Annotated in this window: 12 protein-coding genes; 7 read left to right on the top strand and 5 right to left on the bottom strand. The window is 61.6% G+C overall.

The genetic code is table 11. The features are described from left to right. Nucleotides 1-166 precede the first annotated feature (166 nt). The 3 genes from DYL61_RS30045 (at nt 167) to DYL61_RS30035 (ending at nt 2702) form a co-directional block, all read left to right on the top strand. Nucleotides 167-1003, top strand: a complete 837-nt coding sequence (locus DYL61_RS30045; RefSeq protein WP_135311392.1) for an alpha/beta fold hydrolase — start codon at nt 167-169, stop codon at nt 1001-1003. A gap of 145 nt (nt 1004-1148) precedes the next feature. Then, nucleotides 1149-2078 (top strand): ATP-binding cassette domain-containing protein, encoded by a 930-nt coding sequence (locus DYL61_RS30040; RefSeq protein WP_135311391.1) that lies wholly within the window; start codon nt 1149-1151, stop codon nt 2076-2078. 414 nt (nt 2079-2492) lie between these two features. Next, nucleotides 2493-2702 (top strand): hypothetical protein, encoded by a 210-nt coding sequence (locus DYL61_RS30035; protein ID WP_135311390.1) that lies wholly within the window; start codon nt 2493-2495, stop codon nt 2700-2702. A 43-nt stretch (nt 2703-2745) separates the two neighbouring features. Here DYL61_RS30035 and DYL61_RS30030 read toward each other — a convergent pair whose 3' ends face one another. From DYL61_RS30030 to pmrG, 3 genes are all read right to left on the bottom strand, one after another. Then, entirely contained in the window at nt 2746-4266 is a 1521-nt protein-coding gene (locus DYL61_RS30030) for an ArnT family glycosyltransferase (RefSeq protein WP_135311393.1), read from the bottom strand. After that, a complete protein-coding gene (gene arnT, locus DYL61_RS30025) occupies nt 4266-5921 on the bottom strand; it encodes a lipid IV(A) 4-amino-4-deoxy-L-arabinosyltransferase (RefSeq protein ID WP_135311389.1) in 1656 nt (551 codons plus the stop codon). Before arnT ends, DYL61_RS30030 begins: the two co-directional genes overlap by 1 nt. A 187-nt stretch (nt 5922-6108) precedes the next feature. Beyond that, nucleotides 6109-6783 carry a lipopolysaccharide core heptose(II)-phosphate phosphatase PmrG gene (gene pmrG, locus DYL61_RS30020; RefSeq protein WP_135311388.1) on the bottom strand — a complete coding sequence of 225 codons (675 nt, stop codon included), beginning with the start codon at nt 6781-6783 and terminating at the stop codon, nt 6109-6111. A gap of 264 nt (nt 6784-7047) precedes the next feature. On the opposite strand from pmrG, the gene DYL61_RS30015 reads away from it, so the two are divergent. The 4 genes from DYL61_RS30015 (at nt 7048) to DYL61_RS30000 (ending at nt 12792) form a co-directional block, all read left to right on the top strand. Further along, the gene (locus tag DYL61_RS30015; protein ID WP_135311387.1) at nt 7048-7716 is read left to right on the top strand and encodes an ABC transporter ATP-binding protein; all 669 of its coding nucleotides are present in this window, start codon (nt 7048-7050) and stop codon (nt 7714-7716) included. Between the two features lies 1 nt (nt 7717). After that, nucleotides 7718-10180, top strand: a complete 2463-nt coding sequence (locus DYL61_RS30010; protein ID WP_135311386.1) for an ABC transporter permease — start codon at nt 7718-7720, stop codon at nt 10178-10180. Continuing rightward, nucleotides 10170-11234 (top strand): lipocalin-like domain-containing protein, encoded by a 1065-nt coding sequence (locus DYL61_RS30005; protein ID WP_135311385.1) that lies wholly within the window; start codon nt 10170-10172, stop codon nt 11232-11234. Before DYL61_RS30010 ends, DYL61_RS30005 begins: the two co-directional genes overlap by 11 nt. A 115-nt stretch (nt 11235-11349) precedes the next feature. Beyond that, nucleotides 11350-12792: a hypothetical protein gene (locus DYL61_RS30000; RefSeq protein ID WP_135311384.1), complete on the top strand. Its 1443-nt coding sequence runs from the start codon at nt 11350-11352 to the stop codon at nt 12790-12792. Between the two features lie 48 nt (nt 12793-12840). On the opposite strand, the gene DYL61_RS29995 is transcribed toward DYL61_RS30000, so the two are convergent. Both DYL61_RS29995 and DYL61_RS29990 read right to left on the bottom strand, forming a co-directional pair. Then, complete coding sequence (locus DYL61_RS29995) at nt 12841-13938, bottom strand: SMP-30/gluconolactonase/LRE family protein (protein WP_135311383.1); 1098 nt, start codon at nt 13936-13938, stop codon at nt 12841-12843. Beyond that, entirely contained in the window at nt 13935-14612 is a 678-nt protein-coding gene (locus DYL61_RS29990) for a sterol desaturase family protein (protein ID WP_135311382.1), read from the bottom strand. The genes DYL61_RS29995 and DYL61_RS29990 overlap by 4 nt, the downstream gene beginning before the upstream one ends. Nucleotides 14613-14812 lie beyond the last annotated feature (200 nt).

Genomic DNA, 14812 nt, shown 5'->3' with positions numbered 1-14812 from the left:
CGACTGAGATCAAAAGCCAGATCAAAAGCCGTGTGATATTCATCTGATTCACAGCGATCCAAATGTGGGAGGGGGCTTGCCCCCGATAGCGGTGTATCAGCTGCACATTGGTTACCTGACACTCCCACATTTCTAACCGAGTTATTAATCGAGGAATACGACACTCATGAGTGACCCTTTCACAGAACTGCCGCTGGTGCGCGGCACCCCCCTGGACATCCGCCCCAACCGCCCCCTGAGTATCGCCCACCACCAGGGCACCACCCACCCCGACACGGTGGTGTTCTTCTGCCATGGCGCCGGTGGCAACAAGGACCAATGGCGTCCGCAATGGCAAGCCCTCAAGGCCGAAGGCTACAGCCTGGTGGCCTGGGACCTGATGGGCCATGGTGACAGTGCCCGCCCGCGTGACGACCAGGCCTACGCCTGGCCCGAACTGGTGGTGGACTACCTGGCGATCCTGCAACGCTATGCCGGCCAGCGCAACCTGATCGTCGCCCACTCCTTCGGCACCGGCCTGAGCCTCAGTGCTTTGCTGGCGCGGCCGACGGTCACGATCGATGCGGCATTGCTGCTGGGCACCCAGCTCTACCGCCCGCAGGTCAGCGGTGGGTTGATGTCGCTGCCGGCGTGGGTCCTCGAATGGCTGCGCCCGCGCTTGGCCAAAGGCTTTCGCGAACGTGCCTGGCATGCGTCGGCCGACCCGGCACTGGTGGCCTACGAAGAAAAACTCACCGAGCGCAACCGCCTGCACATGTTCAAGGCACTGACCAAAAACGCCGAGTGGCCAGACGCCGAGCTCATCCCCAGCCTGGTATTGCCCGTCAGCGTGTTGGCCGGCGACAGCGATGGCCTTACCCCGGCCAGCGGCGGCCAGGCCCTGGCCGGGCAGCTACCGAATGCCGACTTCCAGGTGCTGGAAGCCTGCGGGCATCAGCTGATGTTGGAAAAACCTGACGCGGTGCTGAAAGCATTCAACAAACTGTTGGGAAGAGTCTTATAACTGTAAGGATGGTGGCTATACGATTCAGCTATTGGATTGTTCATGAGGTAATGCATTTAATTCGGGGCCTAACTCATTGTTGTTCGGTATAAATCAGCGCGTGAGCGTGCTGTAATGAGCCACCGTTGCGCCTTAGAGATTAGCCATGAGCAACCCCGTTGCCCCCGAGCCGTTGATCCGCCTGCGTGATCTGTGCAAGACCTTTGGTGCCCAGCGCGCACTGGATCAGGTCAGCCTGGATATTTACCCCGGCGAAGGCGTGGCATTGCTCGGCGCCAAGGGGGCGGGCAAATCGACCTTGGTGAAAATCCTCAGCGGCACCCTGGCTCCGGACACCGGTGAGTTGTGGGTGGAGGGGCAACGGCAACGCTTCATTTCGCCCTTGTCGGCGCGACGCGTCGGCATCGTGGCCGTCCATCAAAACCCCGATGACGCCATCGCCCCCGGCCTCAGCGTCGCCGAAAACCTGCTGCTCGACGAACTCGGCCAGCCCGACGCCGACTTTCTCCTCAACCGCAAAAGCCTGCTGCAACGCGCCGAAGCCATCGCCGCCGGGCTCGGCCTGGACCTGCCGCTGCAACACCCCGTGGAGCGCCTCGGCCTGGCAGAACGTCAACTGCTGGTACTGGCCCGCGCCTTTGCCCTGCACCCCAAACTGCTGATCCTCGACGAACCCACCGCCGCCCTGTCGGAAACCGACGCCGAACGCCTGCTGGGCCTGATCGACAGCCAACGCGCGCGCGGCGTGGCGATCCTGTACATCTCCCAGCGCCTGTCCGACCTGCAACGGGTGACCAACCGCGCCATCGTGTTGCAGGAAGGGCGCTTGACCAGTGATCTCAGTACCCGGCATTTGCCGACGGCGGCGTATACGCTGTTCGGCGACGTGGCTGAACACCTGGCGGTGACGCCGGATAGAGCGTTGCCGGTGCCATTTTTGGAACGATTTACCCGCGCAGGGTTTATCCGGAATCGGGCGGAGGGGAAGGCGGTGCAGGAGCAGGTGGTGGGATTGCAGGTTGAGGCGGGTGGTTTGGGTGTACAGGAGAAAGGTGGAACCCATTCTGATCGTTAGCTTCGTTCTTTCGGAATGTTGAGTTGCATACCGTTTGTCAGTTTTTTTACCTTGGTTGCTCTGGTCCTACAACTTTTAGTTGGATTGCAAGAGTTTTGTCTGTGTGACGTATTACGCACTAAGTTGATCATTTTTATAGGTGTGGTGCAGAACTCTTGAGAGCGGGTCGCAGACTCGTATTGCACGCAAGCCCCTATGGTCTGAGCGAGGTGAAAGAAATATCCCAAGTTGAAGTAGTTAACTTCCTACGCGTTGTGGTTGGGTCGATTGCAAGTTGTTTGGTGTGACGTTAAGTTTCAGATGGCTTCGATCGGCACGCAACGGCCGTGGTAACGCCGCAATGGCACGCCAACCTGTCTGGTGCCATTCAACGAGGCTTACGATGCATTCGGCATTCTCTGGAGGGCTAGCGTTATGAATATGACCCTGCCTAATTATGAAATTCTAAATTTCGACAGTGGAAGTTTGGTTGTGCCCGAAGTTCACAACGCAAGAATTTATCCACGACCATTGATAGAACTGCTTCGTCAACTTCAATTGGCGGATGTCATGACAAAAGCGGAGCTGGACGAGGCTCTTTTTGGAATCGTTCCGAGTGCAAGCGTTACGACGACTTCTAGTTGATCAACCAACAGCGATCCAAGAGGTTCGCCAACGTGCTCATCTATTAACGCTGCATTGGCACAAACACCACACTCCCATCCTCCCGCTTCTGAAACAACCGCTCGCCATTATCCGGTTGAGTGGTGATCACCCGATGATCTTTACCCAGGTACGCCAACGGCGTCGGATCTTCCTTGGAAAACTGCGCGACGATAATCGTGCGTTGCGGGTCGAACGTCTTGCCGCTGGTTTTTTCCAGCCAGGCCATGAACGCCGCACTGTCACCTTCACGCGGGAAGTCTTGCGTTTCGGCCACGTAGTAGAACGGTTTACCGCCGTTTTGCAGGTACATCGGCACCTTGTTGTCGGCTTCCACCAGCACCAATTGCCATTGCTCCCATGGCGCGCTTTTCAGCGCTTCGGCGCGTACGTCCTCGACCAGCCGGGTAACGCCGCCGTTGCCGTTGCTCCATGGATAGGCCACGCCCAGGACCATCAGCATCAATGCCGCTGCGATGGCGAAGCCTTTATTCCAACGCGGTCGGCTGGCGGGTTGGGTGTGCAGGCGTTCGCTGAGCCACCAGGCGCCCAGCAGTTGGGCGAAGGGCACCAGCGGCAGCACATAGTAGCTGCGGCGGCTGCCGCTGGCGGTGAAGAAGAGGAATAGCAGGCCCAGTCCCCACACCAGCCAGCGCACGTTGGGTGGGGTCTGGCGCCAGTGGCGCAGCGCCAGCCACAGGCCCAGCAGCCAGCACGGCACCCACGGCAGGGTGTAGGCGGGCAGGTAGATCAGGTAGGTGTAGATCGGGCCCATATGGTCGAAGGGGTCGAAGAAGCGCACCACGTTTTCGCGGAACACCAACGCCAGCCCGCTTTCGCCGTAGGTGGGGGCGCCGTAGCGTTGGGACAACACGAATGGCACGGCGTAGACCGCTCCGGCGAGCAGCAGCGCCAGCAGCAGACGCAGGTTGAGGTGGCGCTTGAAGCGCTGTTCGCCGAGCAGGTGCGGCAGCAGCACCAAGGCCGGCAGCACGAAGCCGATCAGGCCTTTGAGCAATGAGGTCAAGGACAGGATCAGGAAGAATACGCTGTAGCGTCCGAGCCGGGTGTCGTCCGGCCCGCGCCAATACCACCAGACCGCCGCCAGCACCCCGCACACGGTCAGCACATCCGCCGTGGCGACCCGGGCCCAGAACAGAAAGTAGAAGGTAGTGGCGAGCATCCAGCCGGCAATCAACCCGGTGCCTTTGCGAAACAGCTGTTCGCCGATCAGGTAGATGAGCCACACGCTGAACCACGCCGCGATCACCGAGGGCAGGCGCAGTGACCACGGGCCGAGCCCGCCCATCACGTGGGCTGCGCCGGTGATCAGCCAGTAGGAGGGCAAGGGCTTGTCGTAGTACGGCGCGCCCTTGAGATACGGGTCGAAGTAATCGCCGCTTTGCAGCATCTGCAAGGCGATGTTGGCCCAACGGGTCTCCGGGCCCCACAGGTCGCGTGCGCCCAGGCCGGTCAGCAGGAGCAGCGCCGTGACGCCCAGCAACAGCAGCAGGGCGCCGCGTTCGGTCTTGAAGAAGGACGGCATCATGGCAACTGCGGGTAGAGGATAAGTTGCAGGTAGCCTTTGGAATAGCGCGTGCCCCCCAGCGGCAATTGCTCGGCCTCGCGCATCTCACTGGTGCTGTTGACCCGCATCAGCACGCCGACGGAGCCGTGCTGGCGCGCTTCATTGAGCCAGTCTTGCACCTGGTCGACTTCGACCTTGCGATGCATGGCACCGGCGTATTGCAAGCCATAGCGCAGCTCGCCTTCGGTGTCGTACAGCGTCACTTCTGGACGTTGCAGGCGCCAGGACAGCGCGCTGGCGCTGCCCAACTCGTTGCTCAGCAGGGCGTGGGTGTGTTGCAACTGGTCCAGGTGTTCCAGCACGAATTGGTCGGGCATTTCGTTGTCGGCGATCTGGGCCGGCATGCCGGCCGGCAGCAGCATCACCAGCATGCCGATACCCAGCGCCGGCATTGCCCAAAGTGTGAGCGGGCGCATCACTTGCAGCAGGTTGGCGAGGATCCACACCAGCAACACGATAAAGGTCAGGGACAGGCTGAACATCTCGGCATGGCTGTTGCCATACACCGGCTTGGCGATTTGCAGGTAGATCAGCCCGATCATCGCGGCCAGGCCGATCACGAAGTTGAACAGGCCATTGAGGCTGATGGCGCGGGTGCGGCCGGCACTGACCAGATCGATCAGCGTATGCCCCATCAGCAAGGCCAGCGGCAGCAGGCACGGCATGATGTAGGTCGGCAGCTTGCCGTTGCTCAAGCTGAAGAAACCCAGGGGCAGCAGCAGCCACAAGGCCAGGAACGTGATCGCCGGCTGGCGTTTTTCCTGCCAGGTCTTGTGCAGGGTTTTTGGCAGCAACCCCATCCAGGGCAGGCTGGACACGGCGATGATCGGCAGGAAGAACCACCATGGCCGCACATGTTGCGCGTTGTCGGCGCTGAAGCGGCGGATATGTTCGTTCCAGAAAAAGAAGCGCCAGAAATCCGGTTCCTGCTTATGGATCGCCAGCACCCACGGCAGACACACCAGCACCGCCACGCCGATTGCCAGCGGGCCATAGCGCAGCAGTTCGCCCGCGCGGCGTTGCCAGAGCATGTAGGGCATGGCGATCAACACCGGCAACGCCCAGGCCAGGAAGCCCTTGGTCATGAAGCCCATCGCGCAGGCCACGCCCAACAGTGCCCAGGCGCCAAGACGGCCACGCGGGGTGCGGCTGTCCAGGGCAAACCACAGGGCGACCAGGCTCAGGTTGACCCAAAAAGTGAATTGCGGATCGAGGTTGGAATACCCCGCTTGGCCGGCCACCAGGCCAAAGCTCAGGTAGAGCAGGGCGCAGGCGAAGCTTTTGCGCGGGTCATTCCACAGTCGTCGGGCGATCAGGTAGGCCAGCAACACACTCAGGCCAGTGGTGAGGGCCGAGGCGATGCGCACGCCGAACAGGTTCTGGCCAAACACCGCTTGACCCAGGGCGATCAGCCAATAGCCGGCGGCGGGTTTTTCGAAATAGCGGATGCCCATGAAGTGGGGCGCCACCCAGTTGCCGGTCAGCAGCATTTCCTGGCTGATTTGGCCGTAGCGGGTTTCGTCGGGTATCCATAAGCCATGCAGGCCGAGGGGGAGCAGGTAAAACGCAGCGAAGGCCAATAGCAATAAAGGCAGGGGCTGTAAGCGGGTCATTAAAACGTCACTCCTTGACGTTCAGCGGTACGGTATTGGTGTAGTGAAGTCATAGCGCAGAACAACCAAACTTCCATCAAGTGACTGAAAATATTCATGACGTCCTTAACTAACAGGCACAACTAAACATGCCAGAAGATGGCTGTCGTTTGGCTGAACATGGGCCGAAGTGGCCGTAGGGTAAGTTCTAAAGTTGTTTTAGCGACACCGGCCAATCCGGGTTCTTGAGGATGCCAAGGGTCTTGAGTTTGCCGTTGGGCAACACTTGCAGGAACAGCGCGCTGCCGTAGTCAGGGAACGCCGCATGGGGGAAGCCAAGGGACTTTTCCAGGTCGGCGATGCAGCCGCTGTGGGTGACGAAAACCAGGTTGCGGCCAGGGTGCTTTTGGCTGAGCAATTCTTCACCCATCGCTGCACCGCAGACTGCATCCGGGCTGGCGGTCAGTTCGTTTTTACCGAACATGAAACGCAGGGTCTGTGCGGTACGGATGGCCGGGCTGGCAAGGACGTCACTGCCCTCCATGCCCAGTAATTTAAAGGACTTGCCGAGTCTTTCCGCGTGTTGGCTGCCATTGATGGTCAAGCCTTCGATGGGGCCCAGGCAGGGGTTGGCGGAACGGTCGCAGCGCTCTTCATGACGCACCAGCACGATCACCTCGCCATCGCGCCAGAGCGGTAGAACCTGCGAATTCAACAGGCGATTGCCGACACCCAGATCCCGTGGTGACAGCGGCCATAGCATGCTGCCCGCCAGCAACAGCGCGATCACGGCAATTCCCAACCAGAGCCGGGTCAGGCGCTTGAAAGAGGCACGCGGCGAGCGCGCTTTGGTCAGGGTAAGGTCCACCACGTTGGTCACCACGGCACTGTTGTTTTAGTTAGGCGCACTGTGTTTGCGAAGGCCCTTAGCGTCATACGAGGCTGTCACAGGCGGGCTGTCTTTTCGCTGAACACAGTGGCGTTAAAAGTTGTCAGGCGTGGCAACTAACAAGTTGCCGACGAGTGACCCATGACCGGCAATTTAAAGAGCGCTGGGTGGGCAAGCAGTGAAATCCATGTGAAAAATTTGCGTGGCCGCGATCCGCAGCCGTTATTCTCGATAATCGGTCATCAGGCGAGTGCTGACATGTTGCAGGTACACGGCGTTTTCAAGCGCTACTCCACACCGCAAGGCCCGTTGCCGGTGCTGGCCGGTGTCGACTTACACCTGGCCGCGCGCAGCAGCCTGGCGTTGATGGGCGAGTCGGGCAGCGGCAAGAGCACCCTGTTGCATTTGGTGGCCGGGCTCGACCGGGTGGACGGCGGCAGCATCCAGGTCGGCGAACAGCGTCTGGACCAACTCAGCGAGTCCCAATTGGCCCATTGGCGCCGCACCGATATCGGCCTGGTGTTCCAGCAGTTCAACCTGATCGGCAGTTTGCGTGTCGACGACAACCTGGCATTTCAGGCGCGGTTGGCGGGTCGCTTCGATCCGCAGTGGCAGGCCCAATTGATTGAGCGGCTTGGGTTGGGGGACTTGCTCAAGCGTTACCCCGAGCAACTTTCCGGAGGCCAGCAACAGCGCGTCGCCGTGGGGCGCGCCCTGGCTTCACGACCGGGTTTGCTGTTGGCGGATGAACCCACAGGCAACCTCGACGAGGCCACCAGCGACGAGGTGCTGCAACTGCTGTTGGACCTGCTGCGCGACAGCCCCACCAGCCTGTTGATGGTCACCCATAGCCCACGCATCGCCGCACGCCTGGACCGGCAGGTGGTGTTGCATCGCGGGCGTGTCGTGCCTGCGGACGCGGTTTGAGATGGCGGTGTTTTATTGGGCTTTGCGCGCGCTGTTGAGCCATTGGCGACGGCATCCCGTGCAGTTTTTCAGTGTGCTGACCGGCTTGTGGCTGGCCACCGCGTTGCTGACCGGCGTGCAAGCCCTGAATAGCCAGGCGCGTGACAGCTACGCCCGTGCCAGCCAGCTGATCGGCGGCGAACCCCAGGCCAGTCTCAGTGCGCCGGACGGCGCCAGTTTCCCCCAAGCGCTGTTCGCCCAATTGCGCCGCGCCGGATGGCCGGTGTCGCCGGTGGTGCAAGGGCGGGTGCAGCTCAAGGATCATGAGGACGTGCGCCTGCAATTGATGGGCATCGACCCAGTGTCGCTGCCCGGTGGCGGGGCGGTGGCCGGGCAGCGGTTGAGCCCGGCGCAGATGCTCGCATTCTTTGACCCGCCGGGGCGAACCTGGATCGCGCCGCAGACGTTGCAGGCGCTAGGACTGCGTGAAGGCCAACAGCCGATCCTGGTGAATGGTCACACGCTGCCACCGCTGCAAGCCCAGCCGGACATGGCGCCGGGCCTGTTATTGACGGATATAGGTTTTGCCCAACCATTGCTGGATATGCCCGAACGCCTGTCACGGCTGCTGGTGGACAAAGCCTTTGCTGCCCGTCATCCCGCACCACCCGCTGGCCTGCAACTCAAGCAGGGCGAAGACAACAACCTCTCGCGTCTCACCGAAAGCTTTCACCTGAACCTCGATGCGTTGGGGTTCCTGTCCTTTGTGGTGGGACTGTTTATCGTGCACGCGGCCATCGGCCTGGCGCTGGAGCAGCGCCGTGGATTGCTGCGCACCCTGCGTGCGTGTGGGGTGAGCGTACGTGTGTTGATCCTCAGCCTGGGCGTGGAGCTGGGCGTGTTGTCGTTGCTCGGTGGCGTACTGGGCGTGGCCAGCGGGTATCTGCTGGCCAGCCTGTTGCTGCCGGATGTGGCCGCCAGCCTGCGTGGCCTGTATGGCGCCGAGGTGGCCGGGCAGTTGAGCCTGAGCCCATGGTGGTGGGGCGCGGGGCTGGGCCTGAGCTTGCTGGGCGCCTTGCTGGCCGGTGCCAGCAGCGTGTGGCGTGCAGCGCGTTTGCCGTTGCTGGCACTGGCCAATGCCCAGGCGTGGCATGAAGCCCATGGGCGTTGGTTGCGACGCCAGGGGTGGGTGGCTGCGGCGGCGCTGTTGATCGCCGCATTGGCGCTGTGGCAGGGCGACAGCCTGGCTGCTGGATTTGTGCTGATGGCGGCTTTGTTGCTGGGCGCCGCCCTCGGTTTACCGGTGTTGCTCAATGGCCTGCTCAATCGGTTCATGGGCCGCAGCCGTTCAGTCCTCGGCCAGTGGTTCCTCGCCGACTGCCGCCAACAACTGCCGGCCTTGAGCCTGGCGTTGATGGCGCTGCTGTTGGCCCTGGCGGCGAATATCGGCGCAGGTTCGATGACTTCCGGTTTTCGTCACACGTTCAATAACTGGCTCGAACAACGCCTCACTGCCGAGCTGTACCTCAACCCGCAAACCCCGGCTCAGGCTGAGCAGCTGGGCACTTGGCTGGCGCAGCAACCATTGGTGCACACCGTGCTGCCCACTTGGCAGGTCGCCGTGCAATTGCAAGGCTGGCCGGCGGACCTGTTTGGCGTGGTCGACGACCCGACCTATCGCCAGCACTGGCCGTTGCTGGAGGCCGTCAGCGAGCCCTGGGACCAGCTGCAGCAAGGTGACACCCTGATGCTCAGCGAACAATTGGCACGCAGGCTCCACGTCAAGCTGGGGGACACGGTGAGCATCCCCACGCCGCAAGGTATGTGGGCGCCCAAACTGGTGGGCATCTACGCCGATTACGGTAACCCCAAGGGCCATCTGCTAGTCAACGCCAAGCACCTGCTGACACATTGGCCGACGCTGTCACCGGCGCGTTTCAACCTGCGGGTTGCGCCTTTGGACGTGGCGCCGCTGGTGCAAGAAGTACAGCGTGCGTTTGCCCTGGACGACAGCCGCATCGTCGATCAACGGCAACTCAAGGGCTGGTCGAGCCAGGTCTTCGAACGCACCTTTGCTGCCACCGCCGCCTTGAATAGCCTGACCCTGGGCGTGGCGGGCGTCGCGCTGTTCATCAGCCTGCTGACCCAAAGCCAGAGCCGCCTCGGCCAGCTCGCACCGCTGTGGGCGCTGGGGGTTACACGGCGGCAATTGATGCTGCTCAACCTCGGGCAAACCTGGTTGCTGGCGGTGCTCACGCTGATCCTCGCCGTGCCCCTCGGCCTGCTGCTGGCCTGGTGCCTGGATGCGGTGATCAACGTACAGGCGTTTGGCTGGCGCCTGCCGTTGCAGGTGTTCCCGTGGCAGCTGGCGCAGTTGTTGGGGCTGGCGATGGTGGCGACGTTGTTGGCCTCGGCGTGGCCGCTGTGGCAGTTGTATCGCAGTCGTCCGGCCGATTTGCTCCGGACATTTGCCCATGAAGATTAAATCGTTGGGGTTCGCGCTGCTGTTGTTGCTGGGCGCATGCGACAAAGCCCCCGCACCGCAAGAAAGTTTCGCTGGCCTGGGCAGTGATGCCGCGGACTTTGCCCAGGTGGTCCCCGGCAAGGTATTCAGCTTTCCCGAGGACCACGGCCCCCATCCCGGCTTTCGCATTGAATGGTGGTACGTCACCGCCAATCTCAAGGATGCCCAGGGCAATGTCTTCGGCGTGCAATGGACGCTGTTTCGCAACGCCCTCAAGGCCGGGCCGACACAGGCGGGCTGGCACGACTCCACCGTGTGGCTCGGCCATGCGGCCGTCACGTCCGCCACCCAGCATTTCGCCGCCGAACGCCTGGCCCGTGGTGGCGTCGGCCAGGCTGGCGCCCAGGCCGTGCCGTTCAATGCCTGGATCGACGACTGGAACTTCGCCACCCAGCCCGGCGCCGCGAGCCCGCTGGCGATGATGCAACTCAAGGCCAGCGGCGCGCAGTTCGCCTACGACTTGCAACTGACCTCCAGCCGCCCCTTGGTACTGCAAGGTGATAACGGCTACAGCCGCAAGTCGGATCAGGGCCAGGCGTCGTATTACTACAGCCAACCCTTTTTCACCGCCCAAGGCCGTCTGCAAATCGACGGTAAAACCTACCAGGTCAGCGGACCTGCCTGGCTCGACCGCGAGTGGAGCAGCCAGCCGCTGAGTGCGAACCAGCGTGGGTGGGATTGGTTCTCCCTGCACCTGGATCGCGGTGAACAAGTGATGCTGTTCCGCGTCCGGCAAACCGACGGCAGCGCTTACCTCACCGGCACCTGGATCGACGCCCAAGGCCAGACACACACCCTGCACAACGCCGATATCCAGCTGGCACCGCTGCACACCACGACCATTGACGGTCGCCAGATTCCGACGCGCTGGTCGCTGAAAATTCCCGGCAAACAGTTGGATATCACCACCGAAGCGCTCAACCCAAAGGCCTGGATGAACCTGGGTATTCCGTACTGGGAAGGACCCGTGCGGTTTGACGGTGGGGTGGGGTACCTGGAAATGACGGGGTATTAGGCGGGGAAAATTTCCTACAAATAATACTGGACATGCATACAGTTGTTGGCTAGATTCCATCCCAGGTGACCGGATGTCACCTGAGCTTCACTTTTTAACTATGGATGGATAAAAAATGAAATCGAAAAAAGCCTTTATGCTGGGCGCGGCCATGGCGGCTACCTGCTTCGTTTCGGCCTTCGCCCTGGCCGAGCAAACCCCTCAGACACTCAGCAGCGAAGCGATCAAGCAAGCTGTGGACAAGGCGCTCAAGTCCGGCGGAAAACTGGATGCCAAGAACGTCTCGTCCAACCTCAAGCAAAAACTCCACGCGGCCAAGACTGGCCAATCCAAGGCGGTGACCCAGGTGGCCAAGTCGGCACCGTTCAACACCGTGGTCGGCGAGCTGAAAAAGCCTAGCCAGGCGCAGTTGCAAAGCGCTGCCGTCGCGGCCTTCGAACCGCTGTTCCCGACCCTGGATATCAACACCCTCTACACCATCAGCGGTGTGACCCAGGGTGAAGAGTTCGCCTACCACTTCAACCTGCCGCAGAACGCACGGGTCCAGGTGCAACTGGTCAACCAGAGCGCCGGTAGCGACATGTCGCTGACCCTGTTCCAGGATGACGGCCAAGGCAACCTGAGCGTGGTGGGCTCCTCGGACGCCGCCGGCACTGCCGATGAGTATCTGAACGGCGTGCTGCCGGCCGGTGACTACTACTGGTACATGGTGGCCAACACCGCCAGTAACTCGCAGTTCAGCTTTGGCGTGGCGGTGGACAGCAATATCGACGCCTACGAGCCCAACGACACCGCGCAAACCGCCTTTGTGCTGCCGGACTCGATGAACAAGGTCACCGGCAACCTGGATAACGCCGGCGATGTCGATTACTTCGACTTCAAGGCCGTGCGTGGCCAGAGCGTGAGCATGTACCTGGCCGGCGACGAAAATGGCAGCCGCAACCAGTGGATCTTCGATCGCTTCGATGGCATCAACTGGATCACCGTGCCGGCCGGTTCCACCTCGACCTACCCGAGTGTGACTCCGGGCACCACCGTGAAGGTGCGTGTGCGGGCCAACCCGGCGGTGGCACAGGACCCGACCAAGCAGTACCAGTTGAGCCTGGGTTCTACACCGCGCTTGAACACCCATGACGTCAAGGGTGACAACATCGTGCGGGTTCCGGTGTCGGAAATGCCGTTGGCCACCCAGACCGGGCGGACGCTGAACTGGACCACCCAATGGTCGGACTCCACCGGAGCACCGCTGTTGGGGATCACACCGGTGCTGCGCGTGGACAACCACTTTATCGACCTCAACTACCGTTGGGTCGACTACACGGCGACCACCAACAGTGCGGGTGCTTCCAGCGCATCGGCCAATATCGGCACCTGCTTCGGTGATTACCACACGGTGATCAACGACAGCAGCACTGGCGTGCCCTACACCTGGGACACCACCTACAACCAGGGCGGCTGGCGCATCGAGCTGGCCGAATTTCCCGGTGTGGGCGTCGGCGGTGACAACGTGCAGTACGTGAGCCTGGGGCACATCTGCACCCAGAACATCATCCACTGATAGCGCGTTGTAAAAGCAGAGGGGCAGCCTGGGAGGGCTGCCCCTTTTTTATTCCGCCAACGCGAGCTTCAGCGGCAACCGCGCCATGCTCGTATTCTTCAACGAGCCCAGGTACAACCAGTCGCCATACTCCCTTGCCGTGGTGATCGGCGAGTAATTCCCCGCGCTGCCATCCTGCAAATTGGCAATCACGTTGCCCTCGGTATCCAGCCCCAGCACAAAGGCTTTGCGCTCGATGGGCTTGGGCACCACCATCAAGGCCCGCACCATCACCTTGCGCAGCAGCGGGTAGCCGGCAAAGCTATCCAACAGTGGATTGCGCGGTGAATACAGCGCCACCCAGAAGCGGTCCTGGCCGTTGAAACTGAGGTTGTCCGGCAGGCCGGGCAGGTTGTCGATAAACAGGTCGTGGCTGCCGGTGCGCTCGCCCTTGAGCCAGTAGCGGCTGATGCGATAGGCGCCGGTTTCATTCACCAACACATAGTTTTCCTCCGGGCCCAGGGCCACGCCGTTGGCGAATTGCAACTGGTCCAGCAACACTTCGGTGGTGCTGTTGTTGAAGTCATAACGCAGCAATCGGCCATCGCCGCCATGTTCGATCACCGCTTCACCGTCCTGGCCATAACCCCAGCGGCTCGATGCATCGCTGAAATACGCAAAACGCCCGCTGGCATCCACGGTCACGTCATCGGTAAAGCCAAAAGGCACGCCGTTGGCGCTGGTGCTCAAGGTGCTGAGTTGGCGATTGGCATCCAGCGCCAGCAAGCCCTTGATGCCATCGGCAATGATCAGGCGCCCGTCCGGGTGCAGTGCCAGGCCCAATGGGCGCCCGCCGGTATTGGCCAGCACTTCCAGGGTGTGGCTGTCGGGCGCGGTGCGGATGATGCGCCCATCATGCAGGCCGCTGATCAAGTGGCCCTGGGCGTCGAGTACCAGGGCTTCGGGACCGTCGATGCCCTGGGCGCCGATCTTCTCCACGCCCTTGAGCCGCAGGTTCTCCGCAAAGGGCCCGTCCTTCATCGAGGGCGCCTTGGGCGGTGCCCAATTGACCGGTTGCACCTTGGTTGGCATCAGCAGCAGAAACACGATGATTGCCAGACACAGCACGAACAGCAGATGACGCAGTTTTTTTGGACGGGTACTCATGACGATTCCTGGTTGTCGTGGGTGCCCGGCTCCCAGTGCAGGGTGCCGAACAGGTAATCCATCAGGGGAAGAACGATATTGAAGTTGCGCCCCTGCATCAGCTCACGGCGATGATGCAGGGCGTGCAAGCGGTGCATCTGGCGCAGCCACGGCAGGCGCGCGACGGGATGTTCGGCGGGCAGGTGTTCACAGGCGTGAAACACCTCGTACAGCAAGTAACCCAGGATCATGCACCCGGCGAACAGCCCGGCAACGTTGGGGCTTATCTGTTGGAGCAGCCACCAGGCGGGCAGGGTGATCGCCAGGCTGTGCAACACGATCAGCCAGGCCGGGAACAGGATCACGCGCCAATCCCGGGGGCTGTCGTAGGTCATATGGCCGGGGGTGAAAAAGCTGTGGTGGTCGCCGGTGTGGCGGGCGTAGAACAACCGGGCGAGCGCGTGTTTGTGATGGCCGAGGTGACGGTGCACGAGGTAGATGCACAGGTTGAAGAACACCAGGGTCAGCGGCACGGTCAGCCATTGCAGCGCCGTGATCTGCGTGGTGGAAGACCAGGCCAATGTGATGCAGGTGATGCCGTAGATAAGCACGAAACCGGCGTGCAGCCAGGGGTTGTAGCGCGGGTGCACGTTGGCGCGGTAACGGGCGCGGAAAGCCTTGGTGGGGTGCTGCATGGCAGTGTGCTCGGCGTTTTTTTATTGGAGGCTGAGCTTAGTTGGTGCTGGGAAATCTGCGAGTTTTTGCAGGCGGTGCAGGGCAAATGTGGGAGGGGGCTTGCCCCCGATGAGCATAGGTATCTACACAACTACCGGACCTGACAAAACCCGAAGCCCTGGCCCTGGCTCTGGCTCTGGCTCTGGCTCTGGCTCTGGCT

The sequence above is a fragment of the Pseudomonas nabeulensis genome, from assembly GCF_004682045.1.
In the GTDB taxonomy this organism is placed as follows: Bacteria; Pseudomonadota; Gammaproteobacteria; order Pseudomonadales; family Pseudomonadaceae; genus Aquipseudomonas; species Aquipseudomonas nabeulensis.
Note: the sequence above shows the minus strand (reverse complement) of the source record. Positions and strands in the feature narration are given on the sequence as shown.

Coding starts and splice junctions, on each gene's coding strand:
- DYL61_RS30045 (WP_135311392.1), top strand. CDS start 167: ATGAGTGACCCTTTCACAGAACTGCCGCTGGTGCGCGGCACCCCCCTG.
- DYL61_RS30040 (WP_135311391.1), top strand. CDS start 1,149: ATGAGCAACCCCGTTGCCCCCGAGCCGTTGATCCGCCTGCGTGATCTG.
- DYL61_RS30035 (WP_135311390.1), top strand. CDS start 2,493: ATGAATATGACCCTGCCTAATTATGAAATTCTAAATTTCGACAGTGGA.
- DYL61_RS30030 (WP_135311393.1), bottom strand. CDS start 4,266: ATGCCGTCCTTCTTCAAGACCGAACGCGGCGCCCTGCTGCTGTTGCTG.
- arnT (WP_135311389.1), bottom strand. CDS start 5,921: ATGACCCGCTTACAGCCCCTGCCTTTATTGCTATTGGCCTTCGCTGCG.
- DYL61_RS30015 (WP_135311387.1), top strand. CDS start 7,048: ATGTTGCAGGTACACGGCGTTTTCAAGCGCTACTCCACACCGCAAGGC.
- DYL61_RS30010 (WP_135311386.1), top strand. CDS start 7,718: ATGGCGGTGTTTTATTGGGCTTTGCGCGCGCTGTTGAGCCATTGGCGA.
- DYL61_RS30005 (WP_135311385.1), top strand. CDS start 10,170: ATGAAGATTAAATCGTTGGGGTTCGCGCTGCTGTTGTTGCTGGGCGCA.
- DYL61_RS30000 (WP_135311384.1), top strand. CDS start 11,350: ATGAAATCGAAAAAAGCCTTTATGCTGGGCGCGGCCATGGCGGCTACC.
- DYL61_RS29995 (WP_135311383.1), bottom strand. CDS start 13,938: ATGAGTACCCGTCCAAAAAAACTGCGTCATCTGCTGTTCGTGCTGTGT.
- DYL61_RS29990 (WP_135311382.1), bottom strand. CDS start 14,612: ATGCAGCACCCCACCAAGGCTTTCCGCGCCCGTTACCGCGCCAACGTG.